Source organism: Micromonospora sp. BL1, from assembly GCF_003667485.1.
Classification (GTDB): Bacteria; Actinomycetota; Actinomycetes; order Mycobacteriales; family Micromonosporaceae; genus Micromonospora; species Micromonospora tulbaghiae.
This window is the reverse complement of record NZ_RCVK01000183.1, coordinates 1-23,605: the sequence shown is the minus strand read 5'-3', so window position 1 is coordinate 23,605 and position 23,605 is coordinate 1. Positions and strand designations below refer to the sequence as shown.

At 73.0% G+C, this 23,605-nt stretch carries 28 protein-coding genes and 2 pseudogenes; 17 read left to right on the top strand and 13 right to left on the bottom strand.

Translation table 11 applies throughout. The annotated features are described in order from the left end of the window. Positions 1 to 61 precede the first annotated feature (61 nt). On the top strand, positions 62 to 604 hold the full coding sequence (locus EAD96_RS07950) for a GNAT family N-acetyltransferase (protein WP_120569921.1): 543 nt from the start codon (positions 62 to 64) through the stop codon (positions 602 to 604). On the opposite strand, the gene EAD96_RS07945 is transcribed toward EAD96_RS07950, so the two are convergent. Continuing rightward, positions 599 to 1,003 (bottom strand): YkvA family protein, encoded by a 405-nt coding sequence (locus EAD96_RS07945; RefSeq protein WP_120569920.1) that lies wholly within the window; start codon positions 1,001 to 1,003, stop codon positions 599 to 601. The genes EAD96_RS07950 and EAD96_RS07945 overlap by 6 nt on opposite strands. 134 nt (positions 1,004 to 1,137) lie before the next feature. Between EAD96_RS07945 and EAD96_RS07940 the strand changes: the two genes are divergently transcribed. Next, positions 1,138 to 1,608: a DUF1992 domain-containing protein gene (locus EAD96_RS07940; protein WP_121683779.1), complete on the top strand. Its 471-nt coding sequence runs from the start codon at positions 1,138 to 1,140 to the stop codon at positions 1,606 to 1,608. Between the two features lie 6 nt (positions 1,609 to 1,614). Here EAD96_RS07940 and EAD96_RS07935 read toward each other — a convergent pair whose 3' ends face one another. Further along, complete coding sequence (locus EAD96_RS07935) at positions 1,615 to 2,181, bottom strand: maleylpyruvate isomerase N-terminal domain-containing protein (RefSeq protein WP_121683776.1); 567 nt, start codon at positions 2,179 to 2,181, stop codon at positions 1,615 to 1,617. A gap of 5 nt (positions 2,182 to 2,186) precedes the next feature. Beyond that, positions 2,187 to 2,963, bottom strand: a complete 777-nt coding sequence (locus tag EAD96_RS07930; RefSeq protein ID WP_121683775.1) for a class I SAM-dependent methyltransferase — start codon at positions 2,961 to 2,963, stop codon at positions 2,187 to 2,189. Positions 2,964 to 3,197: 234 nt separating this feature from the next. Between EAD96_RS07930 and EAD96_RS07925 the strand changes: the two genes are divergently transcribed. Continuing rightward, positions 3,198 to 4,163 carry a TerC family protein gene (locus tag EAD96_RS07925; protein WP_121683774.1) on the top strand — a complete coding sequence of 322 codons (966 nt, stop codon included), beginning with the start codon at positions 3,198 to 3,200 and terminating at the stop codon, positions 4,161 to 4,163. Positions 4,164 to 4,198: 35 nt separating this feature from the next. Beyond that, a complete protein-coding gene (locus EAD96_RS07920) occupies positions 4,199 to 5,056 on the top strand; it encodes an MBL fold metallo-hydrolase (RefSeq protein WP_121683778.1) in 858 nt (285 codons plus the stop codon). Positions 5,057 to 5,082: 26 nt separating this feature from the next. Here EAD96_RS07920 and EAD96_RS07915 read toward each other — a convergent pair whose 3' ends face one another. Beyond that, a complete protein-coding gene (locus tag EAD96_RS07915; protein ID WP_121683773.1) occupies positions 5,083 to 5,805 on the bottom strand; it encodes a hypothetical protein in 723 nt (240 codons plus the stop codon). A 269-nt stretch (positions 5,806 to 6,074) separates the two neighbouring features. Between EAD96_RS07915 and EAD96_RS07910 the strand changes: the two are divergent. Next, a pseudogene (locus tag EAD96_RS07910) lies at positions 6,075 to 6,820 on the top strand (SDR family oxidoreductase). On the opposite strand, the gene EAD96_RS07905 reads toward EAD96_RS07910, so the two are convergent. Next, a complete protein-coding gene (locus EAD96_RS07905) occupies positions 6,800 to 7,393 on the bottom strand; it encodes a TetR/AcrR family transcriptional regulator (protein ID WP_120569916.1) in 594 nt (197 codons plus the stop codon). The pseudogene EAD96_RS07910 and the gene EAD96_RS07905 sit on opposite strands and share 21 nt — an antisense overlap. Positions 7,394 to 7,506: 113 nt before the next feature. Here EAD96_RS07905 and EAD96_RS07900 point away from each other — a divergent pair, with 113 nt between their 5' ends. Beyond that, entirely contained in the window at positions 7,507 to 8,694 is a 1,188-nt protein-coding gene (locus EAD96_RS07900) for a macrolide family glycosyltransferase (protein ID WP_121683772.1), read from the top strand. Positions 8,695 to 8,741: 47 nt separating this feature from the next. Here EAD96_RS07900 and EAD96_RS07895 read toward each other — a convergent pair whose 3' ends face one another. Further along, the gene (locus EAD96_RS07895; protein WP_233585529.1) at positions 8,742 to 9,278 is read right to left on the bottom strand and encodes a DUF1062 domain-containing protein; all 537 of its coding nucleotides are present in this window, start codon (positions 9,276 to 9,278) and stop codon (positions 8,742 to 8,744) included. Between the two features lie 329 nt (positions 9,279 to 9,607). Between EAD96_RS07895 and EAD96_RS07890 the strand changes: the two genes are divergently transcribed. Beyond that, positions 9,608 to 10,216 carry a TetR family transcriptional regulator gene (locus tag EAD96_RS07890; protein WP_121683770.1) on the top strand — a complete coding sequence of 203 codons (609 nt, stop codon included), beginning with the start codon at positions 9,608 to 9,610 and terminating at the stop codon, positions 10,214 to 10,216. Between the two features lie 69 nt (positions 10,217 to 10,285). After that, a pseudogene (locus tag EAD96_RS07885) lies at positions 10,286 to 11,849 on the top strand (MDR family MFS transporter). A gap of 64 nt (positions 11,850 to 11,913) precedes the next feature. Here EAD96_RS07885 and EAD96_RS07880 read toward each other — a convergent pair. From EAD96_RS07880 to EAD96_RS07870, 3 genes are all read right to left on the bottom strand, one after another. Then, positions 11,914 to 12,222, bottom strand: a complete 309-nt coding sequence (locus EAD96_RS07880) for a hypothetical protein (protein ID WP_121683769.1) — start codon at positions 12,220 to 12,222, stop codon at positions 11,914 to 11,916. Positions 12,223 to 12,368: 146 nt separating this feature from the next. Continuing rightward, positions 12,369 to 13,187 (bottom strand): TIGR04222 domain-containing membrane protein, encoded by an 819-nt coding sequence (locus tag EAD96_RS07875; protein ID WP_121683768.1) that lies wholly within the window; start codon positions 13,185 to 13,187, stop codon positions 12,369 to 12,371. A gap of 13 nt (positions 13,188 to 13,200) precedes the next feature. Continuing rightward, positions 13,201 to 14,742 carry a glycosyltransferase family 39 protein gene (locus EAD96_RS07870; RefSeq protein WP_121683767.1) on the bottom strand — a complete coding sequence of 514 codons (1,542 nt, stop codon included), beginning with the start codon at positions 14,740 to 14,742 and terminating at the stop codon, positions 13,201 to 13,203. 108 nt (positions 14,743 to 14,850) lie between these two features. On the opposite strand from EAD96_RS07870, the gene EAD96_RS07865 reads away from it, so the two are divergent. The 6 genes from EAD96_RS07865 (at position 14,851) to EAD96_RS07840 (ending at position 18,758) form a co-directional block, all read left to right on the top strand. Then, positions 14,851 to 15,339, top strand: coding sequence for a GNAT family N-acetyltransferase (locus tag EAD96_RS07865; RefSeq protein WP_121683766.1), 489 nt, complete (start codon positions 14,851 to 14,853; stop codon positions 15,337 to 15,339). A gap of 67 nt (positions 15,340 to 15,406) precedes the next feature. Continuing rightward, positions 15,407 to 15,961 (top strand): isochorismatase family protein, encoded by a 555-nt coding sequence (locus EAD96_RS07860; protein WP_121683765.1) that lies wholly within the window; start codon positions 15,407 to 15,409, stop codon positions 15,959 to 15,961. Positions 15,962 to 16,110: 149 nt separating this feature from the next. Beyond that, positions 16,111 to 16,638, top strand: a complete 528-nt coding sequence (locus EAD96_RS07855; protein ID WP_121683764.1) for a DUF2087 domain-containing protein — start codon at positions 16,111 to 16,113, stop codon at positions 16,636 to 16,638. Further along, on the top strand, positions 16,635 to 17,144 hold the full coding sequence (locus EAD96_RS07850; protein ID WP_233585527.1) for a GNAT family N-acetyltransferase: 510 nt from the start codon (positions 16,635 to 16,637) through the stop codon (positions 17,142 to 17,144). The genes EAD96_RS07855 and EAD96_RS07850 overlap by 4 nt, the downstream gene beginning before the upstream one ends. Positions 17,145 to 17,218: 74 nt before the next feature. After that, positions 17,219 to 17,653, top strand: coding sequence for an Hsp20/alpha crystallin family protein (locus tag EAD96_RS07845; protein WP_121683763.1), 435 nt, complete (start codon positions 17,219 to 17,221; stop codon positions 17,651 to 17,653). Positions 17,654 to 17,768: 115 nt separating this feature from the next. Next, a complete protein-coding gene (locus EAD96_RS07840; RefSeq protein WP_121683762.1) occupies positions 17,769 to 18,758 on the top strand; it encodes a tyrosine-type recombinase/integrase in 990 nt (329 codons plus the stop codon). Positions 18,759 to 18,813: 55 nt separating this feature from the next. On the opposite strand, the gene EAD96_RS07835 is transcribed toward EAD96_RS07840, so the two are convergent. Then, positions 18,814 to 19,185 carry a VOC family protein gene (locus EAD96_RS07835; protein ID WP_121683761.1) on the bottom strand — a complete coding sequence of 124 codons (372 nt, stop codon included), beginning with the start codon at positions 19,183 to 19,185 and terminating at the stop codon, positions 18,814 to 18,816. A gap of 99 nt (positions 19,186 to 19,284) precedes the next feature. Between EAD96_RS07835 and EAD96_RS07830 the strand changes: the two genes are divergently transcribed. Then, positions 19,285 to 19,743 carry a hypothetical protein gene (locus EAD96_RS07830; protein ID WP_120569903.1) on the top strand — a complete coding sequence of 153 codons (459 nt, stop codon included), beginning with the start codon at positions 19,285 to 19,287 and terminating at the stop codon, positions 19,741 to 19,743. A gap of 3 nt (positions 19,744 to 19,746) precedes the next feature. On the opposite strand, the gene EAD96_RS07825 is transcribed toward EAD96_RS07830, so the two are convergent. From EAD96_RS07825 to EAD96_RS07815, 3 genes are all read right to left on the bottom strand, one after another. Then, positions 19,747 to 20,421 (bottom strand): thymidine kinase, encoded by a 675-nt coding sequence (locus EAD96_RS07825; protein WP_233585531.1) that lies wholly within the window; start codon positions 20,419 to 20,421, stop codon positions 19,747 to 19,749. A gap of 109 nt (positions 20,422 to 20,530) precedes the next feature. Next, positions 20,531 to 21,922 (bottom strand): MFS transporter, encoded by a 1,392-nt coding sequence (locus tag EAD96_RS07820; RefSeq protein ID WP_121683760.1) that lies wholly within the window; start codon positions 21,920 to 21,922, stop codon positions 20,531 to 20,533. Between the two features lie 20 nt (positions 21,923 to 21,942). Beyond that, a complete protein-coding gene (locus EAD96_RS07815) occupies positions 21,943 to 22,710 on the bottom strand; it encodes a glycerophosphodiester phosphodiesterase (protein ID WP_121683759.1) in 768 nt (255 codons plus the stop codon). Positions 22,711 to 22,798: 88 nt separating this feature from the next. Here EAD96_RS07815 and EAD96_RS07810 point away from each other — a divergent pair, with 88 nt between their 5' ends. Further along, the gene (locus EAD96_RS07810) at positions 22,799 to 23,248 is read left to right on the top strand and encodes a helix-turn-helix domain-containing protein (protein WP_233585525.1); all 450 of its coding nucleotides are present in this window, start codon (positions 22,799 to 22,801) and stop codon (positions 23,246 to 23,248) included. After that, positions 23,241 to 23,605, top strand: a 365-nt coding sequence (locus EAD96_RS07805; RefSeq protein WP_120569898.1) for a DUF4180 domain-containing protein, incomplete at its 3' end; no start/stop codon positions are given. The genes EAD96_RS07810 and EAD96_RS07805, both read left to right, overlap by 8 nt.

The following is a 23,605-nucleotide window of genomic DNA, read 5'->3' as shown; positions in this document are numbered from 1 at the left end:
CTCCACTTCCGCCCCTCTGCTCCGGCGATGGTGCCGGTGTGGCGGCGGTGATACTTGCGGCATGTCGATCGTGCTGTCCGCGCCGGCCACCCCGACCGCGCCCGCCCTGCTGCTGCGTCCGTGGCGCGACGGTGACGCCGACGCCCTGATCGAGGCGTACCGGGATCCGGTGCTGCGTGCCTGGACCAGTCATCCGGTGACCGGCCCGGCGCAGGCGCAGGTGTTCCTGCGCCGCAGCCACCAGGGCTGGGCCGCCGGGCACCGGTTCATGTTCGCGGTGCTGGAGGGGGAACAGGTGGTGGCCTGCGTGGTGCTCAAGGACGTCCGCCCGGGACGCCCGGCCGCCGAGGTCGGCTACTGGACGGCCGCGCCGGCACGGGGCCGGGGCGTCGCGCCACGCGCGGTCGAGGCGGTCACCGCGTGGGCGTTCGCCCGGTTCGCCGCCACCGGGCTGACCCACCTGGAGCTGCTGCACCAGGTCGACAACCCGGCGTCCTGCCGGGTTGCGGAGAAGAGCGGGTACGCGTTCGCCGAGGTGCTGCCGGCCCGCCCGCCGTTCCCCCGGGACGGCCACCGCCACGTCCGCCACCGGCCGGTCTCATGACGAAGAAGTGACAGTGCCGCCGATCAGGCGCAGCAGCAGCCGCGGCTCGCCCGGCCACGCGTCGAGCAGCACCTGCCGGGGCATCTGCCGGGCGGCGTAGCGCAACGCGAGCGCCACCACCACGATGTCGTCGAGCGGGCCGATCACCGGCAGGAACTCCGGGATCAGGTCGATCGGGCTGGCCACCCAGAGCCCGGCGACCACGATCGCGACCCGGGCGCGGCGGGGCACCCGCGGGTCACGGCGCAGCCGTCGCACGGCGGTCACACAGTCGGGTACGAACGCGGCCAGATCGCGCAGGATCCCCGGCGGCAGGCGCCGGGCCAGCAGCACCAGCACCGCCCAGCTCGCGACCAGGCAGGCCGTCGCCACAGCGAGTCCGATGAGCCAGTCGCGCACGCCGTCACCCCTTTCCGTTTCCGGTGGCACGCTACGCGGCGTCCCCGCCCGGGCGCGCGGGAACAGTCCGGCCCCGCACGACGCTGAGTCTTGTCGGACGGCGGCGGATACCGTGGGTACGGGAGGTGACGGCGGTGACGACAGGCTGGGAGGCCGCGGTCGAGGCGCAGATCCGCTCGGCCCAGGAACGCGGCGAGTTCGACAACCTGCCGGGTGCCGGCAAGCCCATCCCGGGGCGCGACATGCCCTACGACGAGGGCTGGTGGATCCGCAGCTTCATGGAGCGCGAGCAGATCCCGTCCGACCTGCTGCTGCCCACGCCGCTCCAGTTGCGCCGCCGCATCGAACAGCTCCCGGCCGAGCTGCGCGACCTGCCCACCGAGGAGGCCGTCCGCTCGTACGTGGCGGCGCTCAACACCGAGGTGGTGGCCTGGCTGCGTACCCCGACCGGGCCACGCGTGGTGGTCCGCCCGGTGAACGTCGAGGAGGCGGTGCGCCGCTGGCGTGCCGATCGGGACCGCGGCGCGCCGGCCGCCACGGCACCGGAGCCGCCCCGCGCGGACCCGGCCCGCCCGCGCCGCCGCTGGCGCTGGTGGCGTCGCTGAGAACGCTCAGCGAAGCGCCGCCTGCCAGGTCCACGCGGTACGCCGCGGCCGGTCGCCGAGCGGCGCGCGGCCGGTCAGCCACAGCAGCACCGGCGCCGGCTCGCCGTCCGGTGCGTCGGGGAACAGCCGGTGCACCACCCCGGCACACAGCCCGGCGGGTGGCGACCAGTCCAGGCCGAGCCCGCGGGCCAGGTCGCCTGTGTGCAGCAGGATCTCGGCCACGCCCATCGCGGCGAACCCGCCCGGATCGCACGGGCCGAAGTGCCACGCCCGGTCGTCCGGGCTCGCGGCGTCGACGGTGGCGGCGAGCATCCCCGCTGCGGCCGCCGCGACAGTGAGCACCTCGGCGGGCGCGGCGTCGGCCCGTACCCGCAGGTCGAACGGCAGATAGCCACCGTCGGGCCGCCCCGAGACCTGACCGGTGTACGCGACCAGGTCGTGCGCGATGTGCGCGGCGGTGGTCCAGCAGGACCAGTCCAGGTCTCCGGCGCGTACCGTCCAGTCCCGGCCGGCGGCGGGCCGCAGCACGGCGGCCATCGCGGCGGCGGCGGACCGGACGTCCGCGCCGGTCATCGTCCTCACAACCGGCGTACGCGCAGCACGCAGGTCAGCATCGGAAGCGTGAACTCACCGTCGGCCGTCTCCGGCCGGCTCGCCAGGTACGCGCGGATGCGGTCGAGCGTCTCCGTGCGTTCCTGTTCCGGCATGACCAGCATCCCGGCCCGGGTGGCGAGCGTCGCCACGAGCGAGTCGGCGGTACGGCGCTGCCCGTGCGGGAACTCCGCCTGCTCGGGCGAGCCGAACCGGGCCTCGCCCGTCTTCGGCAGGTGCATGCCGGCCGTGGCGGCGCGCCAGCTCGCGGGCGTGTCCCGGGGACCGATGGCGGCGCTGCCACTGACCGCCGCGAGCCCTGCCACCCAGTCGACCCGGTCGTCCACCACGTTCCACAGTCCGGCCAGGACACCGCCGGGGGAGAGGACGCGGGCGATCTCCGGCCCGGCCACCGCCATGTCGAACCAGTGCATGGCGTTGCCGGCGACCACCGCGTCGACGGAGGCGTCCGGCACCGGGATCGCCTCCGCGCTGCCGGACAGCGCCCGTACGTCCGGCAGGGTGCGGCGCAGTTCGGCGAGCATCGCCGGGTCCGGCTCGACCGCGGTCACGTCGCCGCTCACCTCGACCAGCGTGGCGGTGAGCTTGCCGGTGCCCGCGCCGAGGTCGAGCACCCGCGCGCCGGGGGCGGGTTCGAGCGCCCACCGCAGGGCGGCTCGGGCATAGTCCGGGCGGTGTTCGGCGTACGCGGTCGCCGCCGCGCCGAACGACGAGGAGTGCCGGCGTCGTGCGTCTTCGTCCATCCGGTCACCCTATCGACGGCCCGGCTCCCTTGACGTACGAACAGTGCTTCGTGAATACTGGATCGTAGTTCGAGGGGGAGTACCCGACGATCCACGCACCGCCGTCAGTACGGGCCCGGCCCATCCGGCTCCCGGCGATGCAGTCACCGTCAGAGGTGGCCCGGGGAGACCTTCGTCCAGCAGCGCCGGCGCACCTCGCGTGGGCCGGCCCGGGCGAGAGGTCTTCCCGTCGTCATGTCGGTGTCCTGGTGGATCTGGGCCGTGCTCATGCTCGCGATCGCGGCGATGCTCGCCGTCGACCTGTTCCTGCACCGCGACAACCACGTCGTCGGCTTCCGTGAGGCAGCGGCCTGGTCCGGCATCTGGATCGCCGCCGGCCTGCTCTTCGGCGCCGTCCTCTGGGCCTGGCAGGGCGGTGACGTCGCCGGCACCTACTACGCCGGCTACCTGATCGAGAAGGCGCTGTCGATCGACAACGTCTTCGTCTTCGCGCTGATCTTCACCTACTTCGCCGTGCCCGCCGCGTTCCAGCACAAGGTGCTGTTCTGGGGTGTCATCGGCGCCCTGGCCTTCCGGCTGGTCTTCATCTTCGTCGGCGCCGAGCTGCTCGAGACGTTCTTCTGGACCGCGTACGTGTTCGGCGCGTTCCTCGTCTGGACCGGCTACAAGATGGCGTTCCGCCACGACCAGCAGACCCCGCCGGACCGCAACCCCGTCGTCCGGCTGGTCCGCAGGGCTATCCCGACCGACCCGGCCTTCCACGGTGACAGGTTCTTCGCCCGGGTCGACGGCAGACGGGTCGCGACGCTGCTGTTCGTGGTCCTGATCGCGGTCGAGGCCACCGATCTGATCTTCGCCATCGACAGCGTCGCCGCGATCCTGGCCATCACCACCAGCACGTTCATCGTCTGGACCGCCAACGCCTTCGCCGTCCTCGGCCTGCGCAGCCTCTACTTCTGCCTCGCCGGGCTGCTACGCCGCTTCGTGCACCTGCACTACGGCCTGGCCGTCCTGCTCGCCTTCGCCGGCGTGAAGTTGATCCTCTCGGAGACGCCGGTCGGCAAGCTGCCCATCCCGGTCACCCTCGGCGTGATCGTGGTGACGATCGCGGTGTCGATCGGGTGGAGCCTGCGCAGCACCACTCCGGACACCGAAGCACGTGGCGCCGACGCCGGCTCCTCGCCGGGCACGGCGCGCTGATGATCAGCGGCTCGTCGACGCACTACCATCCGTCCATGGGCTCCAGCGGGGCATCCGTCGAAGCCACCTTCTTCGGCACCACGACCGTCCACCTGTCCGACGGGACGTCGGGAATCCTGATCGACGGCTTCCTGAGCAGGCCGTCGCTGCTCCGGGTCGCGCTCGGCCGCGTCGCCCCCGACCTCGGGCGGATCACCCGCGCCCTGACCCGGGCCGGTGTGACAGCTCTCGACGCGCTCTTCGTCACCCATTCCCACTACGACCACGCCATGGACGCCCCCGAGATCGTCAAGCTGCTCGGCGGACGACTGTTCGGCTCCGAGTCGACTCTTCACGTGGGGCGCGGCTCGGGCCTCGGCGAGGAGTCGATGACGCGGATCGCCGACGGCGACGAGCACACGATCGGCGCGTTCACCGTGCGCGTGCTCGCCGGCGTCCACAGCCCCGGCAACAGGTTCCCGGGCACGATCGATCAGCCGCTCGTTCCGCCGGTCAGGGCGAGCAGATACCGCGACGGCGGATGCTTCTCCTTCTTCATCACCCACCCCGGGGGCTCGCTGCTGATCCATCCGAGCGCCAACTTCGTCCCGGGCAGGTTCGACGGGCTCGACGCCGACGTCCTGTATCTCGCCGTCGGCGCGCTGGGGGTGCAGCCGCAGCAGTTCCAGAGCGACTACTGGCGGCACGTGGTGGAGGCGACGCGGCCGGACCTGATCGTGCCGATCCACTGGGACGACTTCTTCGTCTCGCTGGACCGCAGGCTGCGCCCGTTGCCGGCCGTCTTCGACAGGTTCGCCGTGACGAAGGCGTTTCTCGACCGCAAGAGCGCGGAGAGCGGCATCCCGGTGCGGTTCCCCGAGCCGTTCGAGATGATCAGGCCGTTCGCGCGCTAGGACAGGGTCCGGAGCACGTGCCGGTCTCAGCGGAACCGGTCGACGGTGACAGGAATCATCCCCTGCTGGCGCATCTGCGTCGTCAGACCGCGCAGCAGCACACCGACCGCCTCGTCGCGATCCCCGAGAAGATCGCAGGTCACGTCCAGACCCCAGGCCGCACCCGCAGCGACCCTGCGCAGATCCCAGCGAAAGGCGTCGCCCGAGACCTGACGGCGCACCGCACCCAGCGTGCGCACCTCGGGATCCGCCAGGTCGCCGGTGATCGGCATCTGCCAGGCCTCACCGAGCGCCGCAAGTCCGTCCGCGCTCAAGTCGCCGGCGAACAGGATCCGGTAGACGCGCGTCTCGCGGAACCCCGGCCGGGGCTCGGAACCACCCAACCGCAAGGGGGACGGTGGCTGAGACGGAGGGGCACCGAAGCACTCCCGCAGAGCGTCCTCGTCCGGCAGGTCCGCACCGCAGAGGTCCCGATAGAGCGTCGCCGCCGCGGAGCGGCCGACGGGGGTCACTCGCTTGCGCAACACAGGGTCCACGCGTAGGCGCCGGCTGGTGGCCGACGCCTCGTACCAGCGCCCCTCCGGCCGGCTCCAGCCACCGCTCGCCAGCCCGACGGAGGAGTGGTCCGCCGCGAGCAGGAACTCCTCAGCCAGCAGCCCTTCCAGCCCGCCGGCATCGTCGTACACCAGGTAGTAGTGCAGTGCGGGTGGTGAGCCCGCTGCCTGTCGCGTGCGAGAAGGCGTCGTCATGCGTTGATTTTCGAGCCGGGCGGGACGCGCCGCCTTCCGGCGCGCCGAGGGCTCTGCCGACGCGGAAGAGAATCTGCCCCAAGTCCGCCGCCGTCATGGTCGATTATCGCATTACCGGTAACAGCAATCGGTTAATTCAGACGGTCAAAAAGGACGAATCGGCAGTGCACCATAATGACAGTTATGTGCGCGCAGGCGGTGCGGGACCGCCTCGGCCCCGCACCGCCGACTACGGTGAGGCGGACGCATCCGAGAGGAGGCCGATGGCGATGCGGATCGCGGTTGCGGGAGCGACGGGCCGGATCGGGGCGCTGACCGTCACCGCGTTGGAGCGGCAGGGCCACGACGTCGTACGCATCAGCCGCTCGCTGGGCGTGGATCTGACGACGGGCGACGGGCTGGACGAGGCGCTCACCGGCGTCGAGTCAGTGGTCGACACGACCAATGTGGCGGCAGTCGATCGTTCCGAGACGGTGGCGTACCTGGGTGGACTGACGCGAAACCTGCTGGCGGCCGAGCAGCGCGCGGGCGTACGGCACCACGTGCTGCTGTCGATCGTCGGCATCCACCGGGTCGACGACAACGCCCACTACGCGGGCAAGCGGGAACAGGAGCGACTGGTCGAAGGTGGGCCGGTGCCGTGGACGATCGTCCCGGCCACCCAGTTCCACGACTTCGCCGCCATGGTCGCCGGCTGGACCGAACGCGACGGCGTCGCCACCGTCGCACCGCTGCTGGTGCAACCAATCGCACCCCGGGACGTCGCCGACATCCTCGCCGAGATCGCCGTCGGCGAACCGCAGGGACACCACGCCGACATCGCCGGACCGGCGACGGAGGATCTCGTCGACATGGCCCGGCGTACCAACGAGGCGCGGGGCCGCCGGTCAGGCTGGTGCCGACGTGGTCGGGCGTGTTCGGCACGTCGATGTCCGGCAACGTGCTGCTGCCGGGCGACGGCGCGCGCATCGCGCCGACCAGCTTCGACGACTGGCTAGCCGCTGGTGCTCGTTGACGGGGTGACGGCGGCGACGACCAGGTCGACGATGCCGTCGGCGTAGTCGTCGGTCAGTGGGCCGTTGCGCAGCAGCCAGCGGTGGTAGAGCGGGCCGAACAGCAGTTCCACCACCTGGTCCAGCGCCGCGTCGGAGCGGACCTGGCCGGCCTCGCGGGCGGCCTCCAGGCGTACGCGGACCGCGTTCAGCTGGGGGCGGAGCAGCCGGTCGCGTGCCTGGCCGCCCAAGTCCTCGTCGGCCAGTGTCTCGATGGTGATGGCGCGGGTGGTGGCGGACAGCCGCGGATCGGCGAACTCGGCGACGGTGGCTCGGAGTACCTGACGCAGGTCGGCCCGCAGGTCGCCGGTGTCGGGCAGGGCGATGGCCTCCGGCATGTCGTCGGCGAGCGCGTCCAGGATGACCGCGCCCTTGCCGCGCCACCAGCGGTAGATGGTCTGCTTGCCGACCCCGGCGCGGGCGGCGATCGCCTCGACGGTCAGGGCCGGGTATCCGGTCTCGGTGAGCAGTTCCAGGGCGGCGGCGAGGATCGCGCGGCGGGACTGCTCGTTGCGGCGGGCGGGCTGCGGGGTCACACCACGAGCCTACAACGAGACGAGACGTATCGTCTTGACGGGCGCAGCAGCGCCGTGCTCTGCTTGGACACGCGAGACGGAACGTCTCGTCTCAGCAGAGATCAGGAGATCACTTGCCGCACATCGCCATGGTCAGCATCCCGTTCCACGGGCACGTCAACCCGAGCCTGGAGATCATCCGTACCCTCGTGCGGCGCGGTCACCGGGTCACGTACGCCAACGATCCCGCCTTCGCCGAGGTCATCCGGCGCACCGGCGCGGAGCTGAAGCCGTACGCCTCGACCCTGCCCGCCGACGGCGGCGCCGGCATCGACGACCCGATCGAGCAGCTCACGCTGTTCCTCGACGATGCCGTCGCCATGCTGCCGCAGCTGCGGGCCGCCTACGCCGACGACCGGCCGGACCTGTTCCTCTACGACATCGCCGGCGCGCCGGCCCGGCTGCTCGGCGAGCAGTGGGGGATCCCAGCCGTCCAGCTCTCCTCGACGTTCGTGGCCTGGGACGGCTACGAGCAGGACATGGCGCCCGCCGTGGAGGCGATGCGGGCCGATCCGCGCGGCGCCGACTACTACCGGCGGTTCACGGCGTGGCTGACCGCGGAGGGTTCGTCCGTCACCGACAGCATGGCGTTCCAGGGGCGGCCGCTCCGAAGCCTCGTCCTGCCGCCGGAGGCGCTCCAGCCGAACGCCGACCGGGTGGACCGGTCGGTCTACAGCTTCGTCGGCCCGGTCCTGGGGGACCGCTCCGACCAGGGTTCCTGGGTACGACCGCAGCGCGCCGGGAAGGTGCTGCTCGTCTCGCTCGGCTCCGCCTTCACCCGGCAGCCCGAGTTCTACCGCCGCTGCGTCGCCGCGTTCGGTGACCTGCCCGGCTGGCACACCGTCCTGCAGATCGGCGAGCACGTCAATCCCACCGAACTCGGTCCCGTCCCGGACAGCGTCGAGGTCCACCGGTGGGTGCCGCAGCTGGCCGTACTGGAGCAGGCGGACGCCTTCGTCACCCACGCCGGCATGGGCGGCAGCAGTGAGGGTCTCTACTGCGGGACGCCGATGATCGCCGTGCCGCAGGCGGCCGACCAGTTCGCGAACGCCGAGCAGCTGGCCGCCCTGGGCGTCGCCCGGGTCGTCGACTCGGCCACCGTCACCGCCGCGGAGCTTCGCGAGACGCTGCTCGCCCTCACCTCGGATCCCGCCGTGGTGGCCCGTAGCGCCGAGTTGAAGCGGCAGGCCCGCGCCGCCGGCGGCGCCGACCGCGCCGCCGACCTGATCGAGGCCGAACTCGGCACGGCGAGCGGCGGGTGAAGCGCGGCGTGGTCGCGGCGGCTGGTGCCGCCGCGACCACGCCCTGGTCAGTCCTCCGCCAGCACGGTGAAGGTGAAGGCGGAGCTCGTCGGACGCTTCAGCGGGATGTCGCACTTGACCCGGCGCAGCACCTCGGACCGGGTGAGGCCGAACCGGTGCGCGATGAGCCGGTCCGGGCGTACCGGCACCGGGTCGTCGAACGTGACGTTCACCTGGACCGGCCACCCGTCGAGCGGTACGACCGGCGCGTCCAGGCGCCACGCGCCGGTCCAGTCCAGGGTGAAGCGGCAGCGCCGGGCGAACGCCGGGTCCAGCAGTGTGGCCGCCACCAGGTCGGGATCGTTGAGGTGGTGGCCGTGCAGATCGACGGGGTCGAACGAACCGACCGTCGCCCGCTCGCGGACGGTGAGCTTGACGGTCCGGTCGCAGGACACGCAGTGCACCAGCAGCCACACGTCCAGCAGCTTGCCGTTGGCGTTGACGCGGAACCGTCCCCGGGCGGCGGTGGCCGACTCCGCCCGGCAGGTGACGCAGCGCAGCGACAGCAGCGGAAGGCGGGTCCGGCGCACGACCCAGGGCAGCACGATATGAGGTTGGGAAGACATGAGACCTGATCTCTGAAGACCTGACGCGAGGCCGATTACGCGCGACCTCGGACGCGGTGCCCGGGCGCCCGTGGGCAGCCCGGCGAGCCGGCGCGCAGGCGTCGGCTACAGGCGTGGGGAACGTGTCAGGTTCTAGAGAGCAGGAGGGGTCACGCGGAATCGTCCTTCTTCGCTGCGACGACAGGTGCAGGGACCGTACGGCAGCGCCGGAACCGCGCTCAACCCGTTTTCCGGGCGCAGCTGCGTCCCGCATCACTTCACTGACTAAAAGTTTGCACTCTCTGCAAGATCGCTCGTAGAGTCGTGGCGTGACCTCGGATCAGAGCCGCCCCGGCCTGCGTGACCGCAAGAAGCGGCAGACCCGCGCCGCCCTCAGCGCGGCAGCGCTGCGCCTGGTCGCCGAGCGGGGCCTGGACCAGGTGACGGTGGAGGAGATCAGCGAGGCCGCCGACGTGTCGGCCCGCACCTTCTTCAACTACTTCCCCAGCAAGGACGAGGCGCTGCTCGGCGACCAGCCGACGGACCGCGAGGTGCTGGCCGCCCGCATCGTCGCCGCACCACCGGAGGTGTCCGCGTTCGACGCGCTGCGGCTGGCCTTCGACGACGTGGTCGAGGCCGTCGAGGCCGATCGGGAGGTGTGGCTGCTGCGCCTGCGGGTCATCGCGGCGAACCCGTCGCTGCTACCGCGCCTGATCAGCGGCAACGCCGAGACCGAGCAGGTGATCGTCGCGGCGGTGGCCGCCCGGCTGGGGCTCGACCCGTGCCACGGGCATCCGACGCTCGTCACCACTGTCGCCGGCGCGGTGTTCCGCACGGCGCTGATGCAGTGGGTCGAGCGACCCGACACGACGACGCTGCGCGAGCTGACCGCCGAGGCGTTCGCCGCCGTCGCCGCCGGCCTGCCCGATCCGCACTGACCCCTCCCATCCGTACCGGCCGCAGTCCTCGCGCGCGGCCACTCGCACGTGCACACGACAAGGAGTTCGATGACCACCGCCACTGTTCCGCCCGCCGAGACGGGTACGCGGATGTCGCGCCGGGAGGTCCTCCAGGCGTTGTCCGGCCTGATGGTCGGCATGTTCGTGGCGATCCTCGCCTCGACGGTGGTGGCGAACGCGCTGCCCCGGATCATCGCCGACCTCGACGGCAGCCAGACCGTCTACACCTGGATCGTCACCAGCGAGCTGCTCGCCATGACCGCGACGGTGCCGCTGTGGGGCAAGATGGCCGACCTCTACAGCAAGAAACTGCTGATCCAGTTGTCCCTCGGCCTGTTCGTGGCCGGTTCACTCGTCGCCGGTTTCACCCCGAACGTCGAGGTGCTGCTGCTCAGCCGGGTCATCCAGGGCATCGGCGCGGGCGGCATGACGGCGCTCGCCACGATCGTCATGGCGGCCATGATCCCGCCGCGTGAGCTGGGCCGGTACGCCGGCATCTTCGGCGCCGTCTTCGGTGTCGGCACCATCGCCGGCCCGCTGATCGGCGGCGTCCTGGTCGACACGTCCTGGCTCGGCTGGCGCTGGTGCTTCCTGATCGGTGTGCCGTTCAGCCTGCTGTCCATCGCGCTGCTGCAGAAGACGCTGCATCTGCCGGTGGTGCGCCGCAAGGTCCGCATCGACTGGCTCGGCGCCCTGCTGATCACCTCGGGCGTGTCCACGCTGCTGATCTGGTCGTCGCTGGCCGGCAACAAGTTCGACTGGCTGGACGGCGCTGCTGGTCGGCGGCGGTCTGGCGCTGCTCGCGCTCGCCGTGTTCGTCGAGGCCCGCACCGAGGAGCCGATCATCCCGCTCGGGATCTTCCGCAACCGCACGGTCAGCCTCACCACTGTGGCCAGCATCCTGGTCGGCGTGGCGATGTTCGGCGGCACCGTGTTCCTGTCGCAGTACTTCCAGACCTCGCTGGGCAAGTCGCCGACGGCGGCCGGCCTGATGAGCCTGCCGATGGTCCTCGGTCTGCTGGTCTCCTCGACGGTGGCGGGCCAGCTGATCACCAAGTACGGCCGGTGGAAGATGTTCCTGGTCGCCGGCGCCGCGGTGATGACGGTCGGCATGCTGCTGCTGAGCACCATCGACGCGAGCACGAGCGTGCCGGTGCTGTCGGTGTACATGGCCGTGCTGGGCGTAGGCGTCGGCATGCTCCTGCAGAACCTGGTGCTGGCCGCGCAGAACGACGTGCCGGCCGCCGAACTCGGCGCGGCCACCTCGGTGCTGACGTTCTTCCGCAGCATGGGCGGCGCGGTCGGCGTCAGCGCGCTCGGTGCCGTCCTGGCGAACCGGGTGACCTCACTGACCGTCGAACGGCTGGGGCCGATCGCGGCCGGCGGCGGATCGGCCGAGGTGCCCGACCTGTCCGCCCTGCCGGAGCCGGTGCTGCGGGTCGTGCAGGACGTCTACGGCATCGCGACGTCGGAGATGTTCCTCATCGGTGCGCCCTTCGCGCTGCTCGCCCTGATCGTCGTGCTGTTCATCAAGGAGAAGCCGCTGAACACGCTCAGCGGTGACGAGCGCCGGGCCCGCGAGGAGGCGGCTGCCGCCGCCGGCATGCACTGACCGCGTCCGACCGAGCGTGGGGCCGCCCCCGGGAGCACCGGGAGCGGCCCCTTCGTGCGTACGGTCAGCGTTCGGTGCGGTCGTTGATCTCGGTGCCGGACTCGCCGGGCATGGCGCCGATCGACTCCTCGGCGGCCCGGCCGCCGGTGCTCTCGTCGCCCTGCGTCAGCGAGCTGCGGGGCAGCCCGGCCAGGTGTGCCGGATCCTCGATCGGCTGGGGCGGCCACTGGTCCTGCGTACCGTCGGTCACCCCGGCGCGGCGCAGCGCCTCGACCAGCTGGTCCGGCGACAGGCGGTCGACCTCCTGTATGCCGGCCCCGCGCGCAATCGCCTGCAGTGTCTTCAGGTCTTCGCTCACGAATGTCTCGGCCATGCCCGAGCCTTCCCGGCCCGCAAGACAAGGAAACCGGCTCGCGCCGGCGGCCTGCCCGCCCCGAGCGGTCGATCATGAAGTTGGACCCGGCAAACCGGACACGAAACGCCGTCAACCTCATGATCGGCGCGAAATGAGAGGTTCGGTCAGCGGCGGGCGGGTTTGCGGTCGGGACGCGGGCGGTCCCGTTCCGGGTCGACACCCACCTGCACGGCGAAGGCCGGGTCGACGGCCAGCAGTGGCCGGGGGCCGAACAGCGCCATCCCGGTCAGCAGCGTGTCGGTGTCGCGGCCCTGCCAGACCGGGCGGCGCTCCGGGTCCAGGTCGGCGTGCTCGCGGCGCAGCCGCCGCAGCAGCCGGCGGGCGGCGGCGCCGGTCTCCGGCACCTCGGTCAGCCACCAGGCGCCCAGCGCGGTGGCCAGGCAGCACAGCAGCAGCCCGGCGACCGAGGCCGGACCGCCGGCGGAACGCCCCTCGACCGCGCTGTCCACGAGCCGGGTCAGCCCGACCGCGGCCACCGCGAACAGCGGCACCGTGCCCAGCGCGATCCGCCGCCGCTGCGCGCGGGTGAGCAGCCACCCGTCGCGGACCAGCCGCCCGACGGTACGGCGCAGCGCCCGGCCCACGGCCGGGTCGGCGAGCACCGCCGCCCAGGTCTGCGGGTGGCGCAGCGCGGTGTGCAGGGCGCGCACCAGCGGGGGTGAGCCGGGCGGCGGCGGCCCCTGCGCGTGCAGGGTGGCGAGTTCGCCGACGTCGACCCCGCCCGCGCGGCGCAGCGCCGCCACCCCGACCTGGCAGGCCAGCAGCGCCCGGTCGGTCAGGTACGCCAGCTCGACCAGGCCGGGTGTCGCACCCCGGGTACGGTGGCCGGTCAGTTCGCGTACCGCCAGGGCGATCACGACTGCCACGGCGACCGCGCCGAGGTAGTCGAGGAGGAAGACCGGCCCGCTGACTCCCCAGAGCATGGCGGCAAGTATCTCAGGAGCCGTGGCGTACCTCGGTGTCCCAGATCTGTGACCACGGACGCCGCAGTCCCCGCGCGACGAAGATCGGCTCGCCGTTCTCGTCGTTGTCGACGTCGACCCGCTGGTCGACCCGGCCCGCCTCGGTGACCTCGGTGAACCAGGCACGCAGCGGCTCCGGGCGGGACCAGCCGACGACGATCACCACGTCGGCGTCGTCCGGCGGCCGGCCGAACGCGGCCATGCTGTTGTGCCCGGAGTACGCGCGCGGCAGGCCCCGCTGCGGCCCGTACCGGGCCAGCGCGCCGGCCTCGCCGTAGTTGCCGGTCAGCACCACCGCCCGGTCGCGCTCGGCCGGGGGCAGCGCGCGGTGCACGGCGGCGACCGAGTCGGCGAACTCGGGCCAGCCGATGGTCTCGCCCGCGTCGTAGTTGGCCGCGACCACGAACCCGGGCAGCCGGTCGGCCGGCAGCGTGGGCAGCAGCAGCACCGCGCTGCTCGCGGCTATCAGCACGACGGCGGCGACCAGCAGCGCCTGCCGGGCCCGCGCCGCACCACGTCGCGCCCACTCGACGGCCGGCACCACCCCGGCGGCGGTGAGCACCAGCAGCAGCGGCGCGTCGTAGTAGCCCTTGCCGCCGGCCACCACCACGATCGCGACCACCACCAGCCACGCCCAGGCCAGCGACCGGTACGCCGCCCAGGACGGCCGGCGCAGCAGCGCGACCAGCCCGGTGATCCACACCGGAACCGCGAGCGGGCTGATGATCAGGAACTGGAGCACCACCGCGTCGATCCGGCCGCTGTAGGAGCTGTCGCCGTCGGCGATCGACGCGGCGACGTCGAGCTGCGGGAAGCCGTGCGCTGCCTGCCACGCCGCGTACGGCACAGCGAGCAGCAGGGCGACGCCCGCACCGGCGAACACCCACCGGTCGCGCAGCAGCCGGCGCGGCCCGGCGATCAGCACACCGGCGACCAGGCCCACGCCGAGCAGGGCGGGCAGCGGCTTGTTGAGCAGGCCGATGCCGAGCGCCAGCCCGGCACCGAGCGCCCACCGGGTGTCGCCGGTGCGCAGCATCCGCACCACGCAGAGCGCGGCGGCCAGCCACACCAGCAGGTCGACGCTCGTGGTGCTGAGCAGGTGGCCCCCGGCCAGGACGATGCCCGAGGCGGCGGCGAGCACCGCCGCCGCCGTCTGGGCGGCGCGGCCGGCGCCGAACTGCCGGGCGATCGCGGCGACCAGGACCACCGCCGCGCCGCCGATGAACGCCGACGGGGTACGCAGCACCACCAGGTTGCCCGGCGCGATCGTGTCGGCCAGCCGCGCCAGCGCCGGCACGAGCGGCCCCTGGTCGACGTAGCCCCAGTCGAGGTGCCGCCCGCACAGCAGGAAGTACAGCTCGTCGCGGTGGTAGCCGTAGCGGCCGGCGAGCGACAGCAGCACGGCGGTGAGGACCGCGCCGACCGCCAGGGGCACTGCGGTACGCGGACCGGCGGGCGGCGGGCCACCGGGCGCGGCGGCCTCGCTCCGATCGACGTCGGCGACTGATTCGGCCACCTGTCCATGATGGCCCCGGCCGGTGGTCCGCCGATGCCCCGCCGCCCTCGGCCGGGTGGACGGAAACCGGTGGCCGGACGGCCGGGGCGGCGGCTAGCGTGCGCGCCGATGCTGATTCGTGACTACACCGACGCCGACTGGGACCAGGTCGGGCCGATCCTCGCCGACGTCGTCACCGCCGCCGACACGTTCCCGTACGACCCGGACTGGCCGCCGGAGACGTTGCGGGAGGTGTGGGTGGAGCGCCCGCCGGGGCGTACCTCGGTCGCGGTGGACCACGACGGCGCGGTGCGCGGCACCGCGAAGATGGGCCCGAACCGGCCCGGGCCGGGGTCGCACGTGGCGACGGCCAGTTTCATGGTCGCGGCGCACGCCCGCGGCCGGGGTGTGGGCCGGGCGCTGTGCGAGGAGGCGCTGGACTGGGCCCGCCGGCAGGGTTTCGCCGCGATGCAGTTCAACGCCGTGGTGGAGACCAACACGGCGGCCGTGGAGCTGTACCGGCGGCTCGGCTTCAGCGTGATCGGCACCGTGCCGGAGTCGTTCGCGCACCCGGCGCGGGGACGGGTGGGGCTGCACGTCATGCACCGGCGGCTGTGAGCGCGAACCGGATCTGTCGGGGGCCGGGGCTAGGTTGACCTGGACCGTCACCACCCGAGGAGCCGCCATGACCACGCTCACCGGCCGTCCGCACACCGCGCTGCTCGTCGTCGACGTGCAGAACGGTGTGGTGGGCGGCGCCCACGACCGTGACCGCGTGGTCGCCACCATCGCCGGTCTGGTCGACCGGGCCCGCGCCGCCGACGTTCCGGTGGTGTGGGTGCAGCACCGCAGCGACGACCTGCCGGCCGACAGCGAGCAGTGGCGGATCGTGCCCGAGTTGACGCCACGCGACGACGAGCCGCTGGTGCACAAGGCCTACGGCGACTCCTTCGAGGACACCGACCTGGAGCCGGTACTCGCCGCCGCCGGGGTGGGCCGGCTGGTCGTGACCGGCGCGCAGACCGACGCGTGCATCAGGTCGACGCTGCACGGCGCGTTCACCCGCGGCTACGACGCCACGCTCGTCGCCGACGCGCACACCACCGAGGACCTGTCCGCCTACGGCGCGCCGCCGCCCGCGCAGGTGATCGCCCACACCAACCTCTACTGGCGTTTCCAGACCGCGCCGGGGCATACCGCCGGCACCGTCGACGCCGCCGACGTGGACTTCGCCGCCTGACCCACCTGACCCACCTGACCTGCGGGCTCGCCGGTCGGCGTCGGAGCCCGCGCGGGCCGGCGCCGCGAACCGCACGGCCGTCGGCGCGGGCCGGGCGCGGCACGAAAACGCCTGGCCGGATCCGGCGGGTTGCTGACAGGCTGCCCGCCATGACCGCTCATGCCCTCGCCGGGGCGCTCGCCGACGAGCGCCGCCGGACCGTGTTCGCCGCGATCGTGCTCGGCGCCCGGGACGTGCCGGCCGTGGTGGCCCGCACCGGCCTGCCCGCCCGCGACGCCGCAGTGGCCGTCCGCCGTCTCACCGACGCCGGGGTGCTCGCCGACGACGAGGGCGGGCTGCGGGTCGACGCCGAGCGGCTGCGCGAGTTCGCCCGGGCCGGTGCGGCGTCCCCGGCGGTCCCGGCCGGGAACCCGCGCGAGGCGATCCTGCGCACGTTCCTGCGCGACGGCGCGCTGACCCGGCTGCCCGCGCAGCGGGGGCGCCGCCGGGTGCTGCTGGAACACATCACCGAACGCAGCTTCGAACCCGGGCGGCGCTACCCGGAGCGGGAGGTGAACGACGCGCTGCGCCGATGGTGCGAGGGCGGCGAGGCAGACCACGTGACGCTGCGCCGCTACCTGATCGACGACATGCTGCTCAGCCGCGAGCAGGGCGTCTACTGGCGGACCGGGCCGTGACCGGCTGGAGCACGCGGGCCGCGCGCCCGGACGAGCCGGACGCGACGCTGATGTTGCGCGAGTACATGGCGGAGATGGTGCGCCGCTGGTACGGCCGTCCGGAGCGGCCCGGTGAGGTGGACGCCGCGCTGGCCGAGGACCCGAGCGACGACCTGGCCCCGCCGACCGGGCTGCTGGTGCTGGCCCGCCGCGACGGCCGGCTCGCCGGGTGCGCCGGGCTCAGGTGGCAGCCGGGCTGGGCCGAACTGACCCGGGTGTACGTGCGCCCGGAGCACCGGGGCGCCGGGGGCGGTGCGGCGCTGATCGCGGCGATCGAGGCGTACGCGGCCGGCGGCGGGGCGACGCGGATCCGGCTGGACACCCGCTCCGACCTGATCGAGGCGCGTGCCCTGTACGCCCGGCACGGCTACCGGGAGATCCCCGCCTTCAGCAGCGGTCCGTACGCGCAGCACTGGTTCGAGAAGGCGCTCGCCGGCCGGGTTGACGACGCGGCGGAGGCGCGCTAAAACAGAACCAGGAACTTGAGTCACCCGGACTCAACTTGAGACCTTGGGCCAGGAGAACCGAGGAGGCAAGAGCCATGTTGATGCGTACCGACCCGTTCCGCGAGATCGACCGGATCGCCGAGCAGTTCTTCGGCACCACCGCCCGGCCCGCCGTGATGCACCTGGACGCGTACCGCGACGGTGACCACTTCTACGCGGCGTTCGACCTGCCCGGCGTGGACCCGGACAGCATCGACTGCACCGTCGAGCGCAACGTGCTGACCGTCCGCGCCGAGCGCCGCCGTCCCACCGGTGAGAACGTCGAGCTGGTCGCCGCCGAGCGTCCGATGGGCACGTTCACCCGGCAGCTGTTCCTGGGCGACACGCTCGACACCGACCGGCTGGAGGCCGGCTACGACAACGGGGTGCTGACGCTGCGCATCCCGATCGCCGAGCGCGCCAAGCCGCGCCGGATCACCGTGAGCACGCCCGCCGAGGGCAACGGCCGGCGTCAGCTCACCACCGCCTGAGCACGTCACACCGACACGCGGGGGAGGCCGGGCCACCGGCCGACCCCGCTTCGTCGTACCGGCGGATCAGCGCGCCTCGTCGCCAAACCCCCCGCCGGCTGAGAACCTTTCTCACATGCTTCGCCCCGAGGTGCTGCCCCGCGCCCGCCCCGCCGCCCTGCCCGCCGGCCCGGCCGACGTCACCCAGGCGTGGCTGCGCAACCGGCGGCTGTCCGAGCACACCCGCGACGCGTACCGCCGCGACGTCACCGGCTGGTTGACCTGGTGCGCCGAGCACGCCGTCGACCCGCTGCGGGCCACCTTCCTCGACGTCAACACCTACGGCCGAGAACTGGAGTCCACACCCCGCGGCCGCGCCGGCCGCCCGCTCACCCCGGCCACCGTCGCGCGCCGGCTGTCCGCGCTGTCGAGCTGGTACGACTTCCTCGTCAAGCTGGGCGCGGTGCCCGCCAACCCGGTGTCGGCGGCGGACCGGCCACGAGTCGACCGGGACCACTCCGCCACCGTCGGCCTCACCCCCGACGAGGTCGACGCGCTGATCGCCGCCGCCGAGGCCGACACCGGCCCGGCGGCCGCCCGCAACCAGGCCGCCGTCGCGCTGCTGGCCGACCTGGGGCTGCGGGTCGGGGAACTGGTCGCGCTCGACGTGTCCGACCTGGGCACGGAACGCGGTCACCGCAGCGTCCGCTTCGTCGGCAAGGGCGGCAAGGTACGCCGGCGCGCGCTCACCCCGGGCACCGCGTACGCGGTCGACGCCTACCTGGCCGCCCGGGCCGCCGCGCAGGGTGTCACCGTGCCGGAGCTAACCGGTCCACTGCTGATCACCGCCACCGGCGGCCGGATGGACCGGCACGCCGTGTTCCGGCTGGTGCGCCGCCTCGCGCAGCGGGCCGGGATCGCCGCGTGGGCGAAGTTGTCGCCGCACTCGCTGCGCCACGCGTTCGCCACCACGGCGCGCTCGGAGGGGGTGCCGCTGGAGGACGTACAGGACGCGATGGGGCACGCCGATCCGCGTACCACCCGCCGCTACGACCGGGACCGGCACAACCTGGACCGCGATCCGGCGTACGCGATCTGGGCGGCCCGGGCCCGCCGCCGCGGCTGACCGCCACCAGCCGCGCAGCGGGCCGCGGAGCACTGCGGCCCGCTGCGCCGACCGGTCAGCCCTGGGGGCGGGGGCAGAGGCAGAACGGCTGCCCGACCGGGTCGATCAGCACGGTCCACCGCTCGCCGCCGGGCTGGAAGTCGGGCCGGGTCGCGCCGGCCGCCACCAGGTCCTTCTCCGCGACCGCCACGTCGTCGACGTAGAGGTCGAGGTGGTAACGCTTGTTGCCGCTCTCGTCCGGCCATGCCGGCGGCGTGTACCCGGGCACCAGGCCGAACCCGATCGCCGGACCGTCCTTGACGATCATGGCGTACTCGGCCTCGCTGTGGGTTATCTCCCACCCCAGCGCCTTGGCGTAGAAGGCGGCGTGCGCGGCCGGGTCGGAGCTGTCGATACTGATCATGGCGATGTCGGCGTGAGCTGTCATGCGGACAGTCTGCCGCCGATGCCCGCCATTTGCTGTCCGGTACGAGCGCGCGTCGCAACCGGCTGCGCGTCACCGTCCGGTTGCCTACCGTCGACAGTGATGGGCAGGCAGCGGGAGTGGCACCACACGGCCCGGCGTCGCCGGCCGCTACGCGCGGGCGTGCTGATCGCCGGTCTCGGCGTGGGCACCTGCCTGATCGGGGTGGCCGGGCTGGCGGCGTGGAACGCGCAGGTGGTGCTCCAGGCCGACGGGCCCGTGCGGGAGACCGCCGACGGGTTCTTCCGCGACGTCGCGGCCGGCGACACCGACGCGGCGTACGAGCGGCTGTGCGCCGAGGCCCGCGGCAAGTGGAGCCGTACCGGCTTCGGGAGCTGGGTGCGGACCCCGCCCCAGGTGAGCGGCTACGAGATCGTCGACGTGTCGGTGGCGACCCGGTCCGGCAAGCCGACGGGGACGGTGATCGTGCGGATCAACCGCGACGGCGGTGGCAGCGAGGAACGTGAGTTGCCGGTCGTGCCGGAGGGCGGGTCGTGGCGGGTGTGCGGGGATCCCTTCTGAGGCTCAGGCACGCGGGCCGAGGTCGCCCGAGCGGTAGTGGCGCCGGCACAGCACCTGGTAGCGCACGTCGGCGGTGTCCACGGTGTCGCCGATGACCACCTGCGCGCCCTCGCGGACCACCCGGCCGCCGACCACACGGGCGTTGAGCAGCCCTTCCCGGCCGCACCAGCACAGCACCTCGACCTGGATGCGGGCCACCTCGTCGGCCAGCTCGAACAGCCGCTGCGCGGCCGGGAACAGGCAGGAGCGGAAGTCGGTGGCCAGGCCGAAGGCGTAGACGTCGACGTCGAACCGGTCGACCAGCTCGGCCATCTGCTCGATGTGTTCGAGGTTGTAGAACGAGGCCTCGTCGCAGATCAGGTAGTCCACCCGTACCCCCTCGGCCCACGCGTCGCGGACCAGGACGCGCAGGTCGAGGTCGTCGGTGACCTCGACGGCCTCGTGGGCCAGGCCGATGCGGGTGGTGACCTGCGGGCCCAGCGAGCGGTCGATGCGGGTGGTGACCAGGCCGCGGCGGCCCTGCCGGGCGTGGTTGTGGTTCATCTGCAACGCCATGGTGGACTTGCCGCAGTCCATCGGCCCCCAGAAGAACTTGAGCGCGGCGGCGTGCAGCGGCCGGCCGTCGACGCCGCGGGCGGCGGCGCAGCCGGAGGCTCGGTCGTCGCCGGGCCCCGGCAGGGGGCGGGCCAGGCAGGTCGGGGCGGCGTCGTCGGTCACGTCGGGGCAGCCTAGTCCATCGACGCCGCCTGATCCGGTCCGCGATGATCCACAGGTCGGGGCGCGGGGGTCAGAGCACCCGGGGCGGGGTGTTGCCGGCGGCGATGATGGCCCGGCGCATCGGCACGGCGGCCAGCAGCGCGAAGCCGACCACGAAGAAGATCAGCAGCGATACCAGGCCCACCCGGTACGACGAGGTCAGCTGGAAGACCAGGCCGAACGCCAGCGGGCCGAGCCAACTGGTGCCCTTGTCGCTGATCTCGTAGAAGCCGTAGTACTCGCCCTCCTTGCCGGCGGGGATGAGCTGGCTGAACAGCGACCGGCTCAGCGCCTGGCTGCCGCCGAGGACCAGGCCGATGCAGCCGCCGAGGATCATGAACGGCACGGGCGCCTCGGCCGGCAGCCGGAACGCGGCGATGATCACACCGGTCCAGAGCACCAGCGACAGCAGCACGGTCTTCCAGGCGCCGATGCGCTTGGCGAGCGCGCCGAGGGCGAGCGCGCCGCCGAAGGCCAGGAACTGCACCAGCAGGATGGTCACGATCAGCGTGCTCTGTTCCAGCCGCAGTTCCTCGGTGCCGTACTGGCTGGCCAGGGTGATGACGGTCTGGATGCCGTCGTTGAAGACCAGGAACGCGAGCAGGAAGTACAGCGTCAGCGGGTACGCCTTGATCTCGCGCAGGGTGCGCCCGAGCTGCCGGAACCCGTCGGTGAGCACGTTGCCGCCCGCCTGCAGGGCCGCGGCGGTGGGGTGTTCGCGCAGCCAGCGCAGCGGGACCAGGGTGAACGCGGCCCACCACACGCCGGCCGACACGATCGACCAGCGGGCCAGGTCCAGCGTGCGCTGGGCGTTGCCCTCCTCGCTGAGCATGGTGACCGCGACCAGGTTCAGCGCGAGCAGCAGACCGCCGCCGAGGTAGCCGATGGCCCAGCCGCGGCTGGAGATGCCGTCGCGTTCGTCCGGCCCGCCGAGTTGCGGCAGGAACGAGTTGTAGACGACCACGGCGGCGCCGAAGGAGATGTTCGCGATCAGGAACAGCGCGCCGCCGAGCAGGTAGCGCTCGCCGGTGACGAACGCGAACGCGATGGTCGCGCCGGCGCCGGTGAACGCGGCGCCGGCCAGCAGCCGCTTCTTGTGCGCCGACCGGTCGGCGATCGCGCCGATCACCGGCAGCACGAACACGGTGAGGAAGACCGACAGCGAGATCAGGTACGGGTAGAACGAGCCGGCGGCCACCTTGATGCCCAGCGGGTACACGGCCCCGTCGCAGCTGTCCGCGCCCAGTTCGCAGCCGGCGGCGAGTTCGGTGACGGTGGTCAGGAACGGCCCGAGGAAGACCGTGATGACTGTGGTCTGGAACGCGGAGTTCGCCCAGTCGTAGAAGTACCAGCCGGTGCGCTCGCGGCGGGTGCTGCCCGGTCCGGCGGGGCCGGCGACGGCGGGGGTGACCGTATCGGCCATCGGGGGTCGTCCTCGGGGGCTCAGGCGGCCCAGTGGCCGCGACTGCGATAGACGTCACGGAGCACGCTGACGTGATCGGTCATGATGCCATCCACACCAAGATCAAGTAAGTGGTGCATCTGGGCGGGTTCGTCGATCGTCCAGACGTGCACCTGCAACCCGATCCGGTGGCAGTACGCGAGGAACCGCCGGTCCACCACCGGCACCCGGCCGAAGGAGACCGGCACCTGCGCGGCGACCACGGACGGGGGCAGCCGCAGCGGCCGTCCGTGCAGCGAGGCCAGCCGCAGCCGGGCCACGCCGCGCATGCCGAGGCTGGTGGCGGCCTTCGGCCCGGCCAGTGCCCGCATCCGGGCCAGCCGGGCGTCGCTGAACGAGGCGAGCAGCACCCGCTCACCCGCGCCCGCCCGGGTGACAGTGGCGACTGTGGGTTCCACGCCGCCGTCGGACTTCACGTCGATGTTGAACCGCACCTGCGGCCACGCGCCGAGCACCTCGTCCAGGCGGGGGACCAGCGCGGCGCCGCCGACGCGTACCGAGGACAAGTCGGCCCACCGCAGGTCCGCGATGCGGCCCGGCTCGCCGGTGACCCGGCGCAGCGTCGGGTCGTGGAAGACCACCGGTACCCCGTCGGCGGTGGCGTGCACGTCGGTCTCCACGTACCGGTAGCCGAGGGCGACGGCACGGGCGAACGCGGCGGCGGTGTTCTCGTCGCCGTCGGCCGCGCCGCCGCGGTGGGCGAACGCCAGCGGGGCGGGCGCGTCGAGGTAGCCGTGACGGGGCTGCACGCGGGCAGTATGCCCGGCGTGGGTGGGGCACACATGGCCGGGCGGTGAAATTACCTATCGTTCCCTTAAGTGGCTAGGATAGGGTGCGATGAGTAACGACATGTACTCGGTGGAGCAGGTCGCGGACCTGCTCGGCCTGCACGTGCGCACCGTGCGCGGCTACATCCGCTCCGGCCGGCTGCGGGCCACGCGGATCGGCAAGCAGTACCGGATCGCCCGCGCGGACCTGGACGCGCTGACCGGCCGGCCCGCGTCGCCCTCGGCGCCGGGGGCGGAGGTGTCGAGCGTCGTGCGCCTCGACGGCGTCGACCGGGCCGCCGCCGACCGGCTCGGCACGCTGGTGCTGGCCGGTGTGAACACCCACCACGACCCGGACCGTCCGCTGCGCGTGCAGACGGTCCACGACGAGGAGCGGCACCGCATGACCATCGTGATCCTGGGCGACCTGACCGCCACCGCCGACCTGCTGCGCCTGCTCGACGGGGTGCTCGACGGCGGCAACGGCCTGCTCGGCGGCGGGGAGCACGGCCGTGGCTGACCTGATGCAGGAGCGCGCCGGCGTGCCGGTGCTGGTCTGCGACCCGGACGGCCCGCCGATCGCCACCGAACGCGACGCGCTGGACCTGATCGGCGCGGCGTTCCTCGGCGCGACAGTGGTGGCGGTGCCGGCCGACCGGCTCGACCCCGGCTTCTTCACGCTCGGCACCCGCTTCGCCGGTGAGGTGATGCAGAAGTTCGTCAACTACCGGCTGCGCCTGGCGATCGTCGGCGACATCTCCGCGCATCTGGAGCGCAGCGGCGCGCTGCGCGCCCTGGTGGCCGAGTCGAACCGGCACGACCAGGTGTGGTTCGTCCCCGACCTGACCGCCCTCGACGACCGCCTGCGCGCCACCCC

Bases quoted from the DNA above. Each gene is read 5' to 3' on its own strand.
- EAD96_RS07820 (WP_121683760.1), bottom strand. From the start codon at position 21,922: ATGGCCGATACGGTCACCCCCGCCGTCGCCGGCCCCGCCGGACCGGGC.
- EAD96_RS07855 (WP_121683764.1), top strand. From the start codon at position 16,111: ATGACCGCTCATGCCCTCGCCGGGGCGCTCGCCGACGAGCGCCGCCGG.
- EAD96_RS07915 (WP_121683773.1), bottom strand. From the start codon at position 5,805: ATGACGACGCCTTCTCGCACGCGACAGGCAGCGGGCTCACCACCCGCA.
- EAD96_RS07865 (WP_121683766.1), top strand. From the start codon at position 14,851: ATGCTGATTCGTGACTACACCGACGCCGACTGGGACCAGGTCGGGCCG.
- EAD96_RS07830 (WP_120569903.1), top strand. From the start codon at position 19,285: ATGGGCAGGCAGCGGGAGTGGCACCACACGGCCCGGCGTCGCCGGCCG.
- EAD96_RS07840 (WP_121683762.1), top strand. From the start codon at position 17,769: ATGCTTCGCCCCGAGGTGCTGCCCCGCGCCCGCCCCGCCGCCCTGCCC.
- EAD96_RS07935 (WP_121683776.1), bottom strand. From the start codon at position 2,181: ATGACCGGCGCGGACGTCCGGTCCGCCGCCGCCGCGATGGCCGCCGTG.
- EAD96_RS07810 (WP_233585525.1), top strand. From the start codon at position 22,799: ATGAGTAACGACATGTACTCGGTGGAGCAGGTCGCGGACCTGCTCGGC.
- EAD96_RS07845 (WP_121683763.1), top strand. From the start codon at position 17,219: ATGTTGATGCGTACCGACCCGTTCCGCGAGATCGACCGGATCGCCGAG.
- EAD96_RS07950 (WP_120569921.1), top strand. From the start codon at position 62: ATGTCGATCGTGCTGTCCGCGCCGGCCACCCCGACCGCGCCCGCCCTG.
- EAD96_RS07835 (WP_121683761.1), bottom strand. From the start codon at position 19,185: ATGACAGCTCACGCCGACATCGCCATGATCAGTATCGACAGCTCCGAC.
- EAD96_RS07930 (WP_121683775.1), bottom strand. From the start codon at position 2,963: ATGGACGAAGACGCACGACGCCGGCACTCCTCGTCGTTCGGCGCGGCG.
- EAD96_RS07920 (WP_121683778.1), top strand. From the start codon at position 4,199: ATGGGCTCCAGCGGGGCATCCGTCGAAGCCACCTTCTTCGGCACCACG.
- EAD96_RS07875 (WP_121683768.1), bottom strand. From the start codon at position 13,187: ATGCTCTGGGGAGTCAGCGGGCCGGTCTTCCTCCTCGACTACCTCGGC.
- EAD96_RS07880 (WP_121683769.1), bottom strand. From the start codon at position 12,222: ATGGCCGAGACATTCGTGAGCGAAGACCTGAAGACACTGCAGGCGATT.
- EAD96_RS07860 (WP_121683765.1), top strand. From the start codon at position 15,407: ATGACCACGCTCACCGGCCGTCCGCACACCGCGCTGCTCGTCGTCGAC.
- EAD96_RS07925 (WP_121683774.1), top strand. From the start codon at position 3,198: ATGTCGGTGTCCTGGTGGATCTGGGCCGTGCTCATGCTCGCGATCGCG.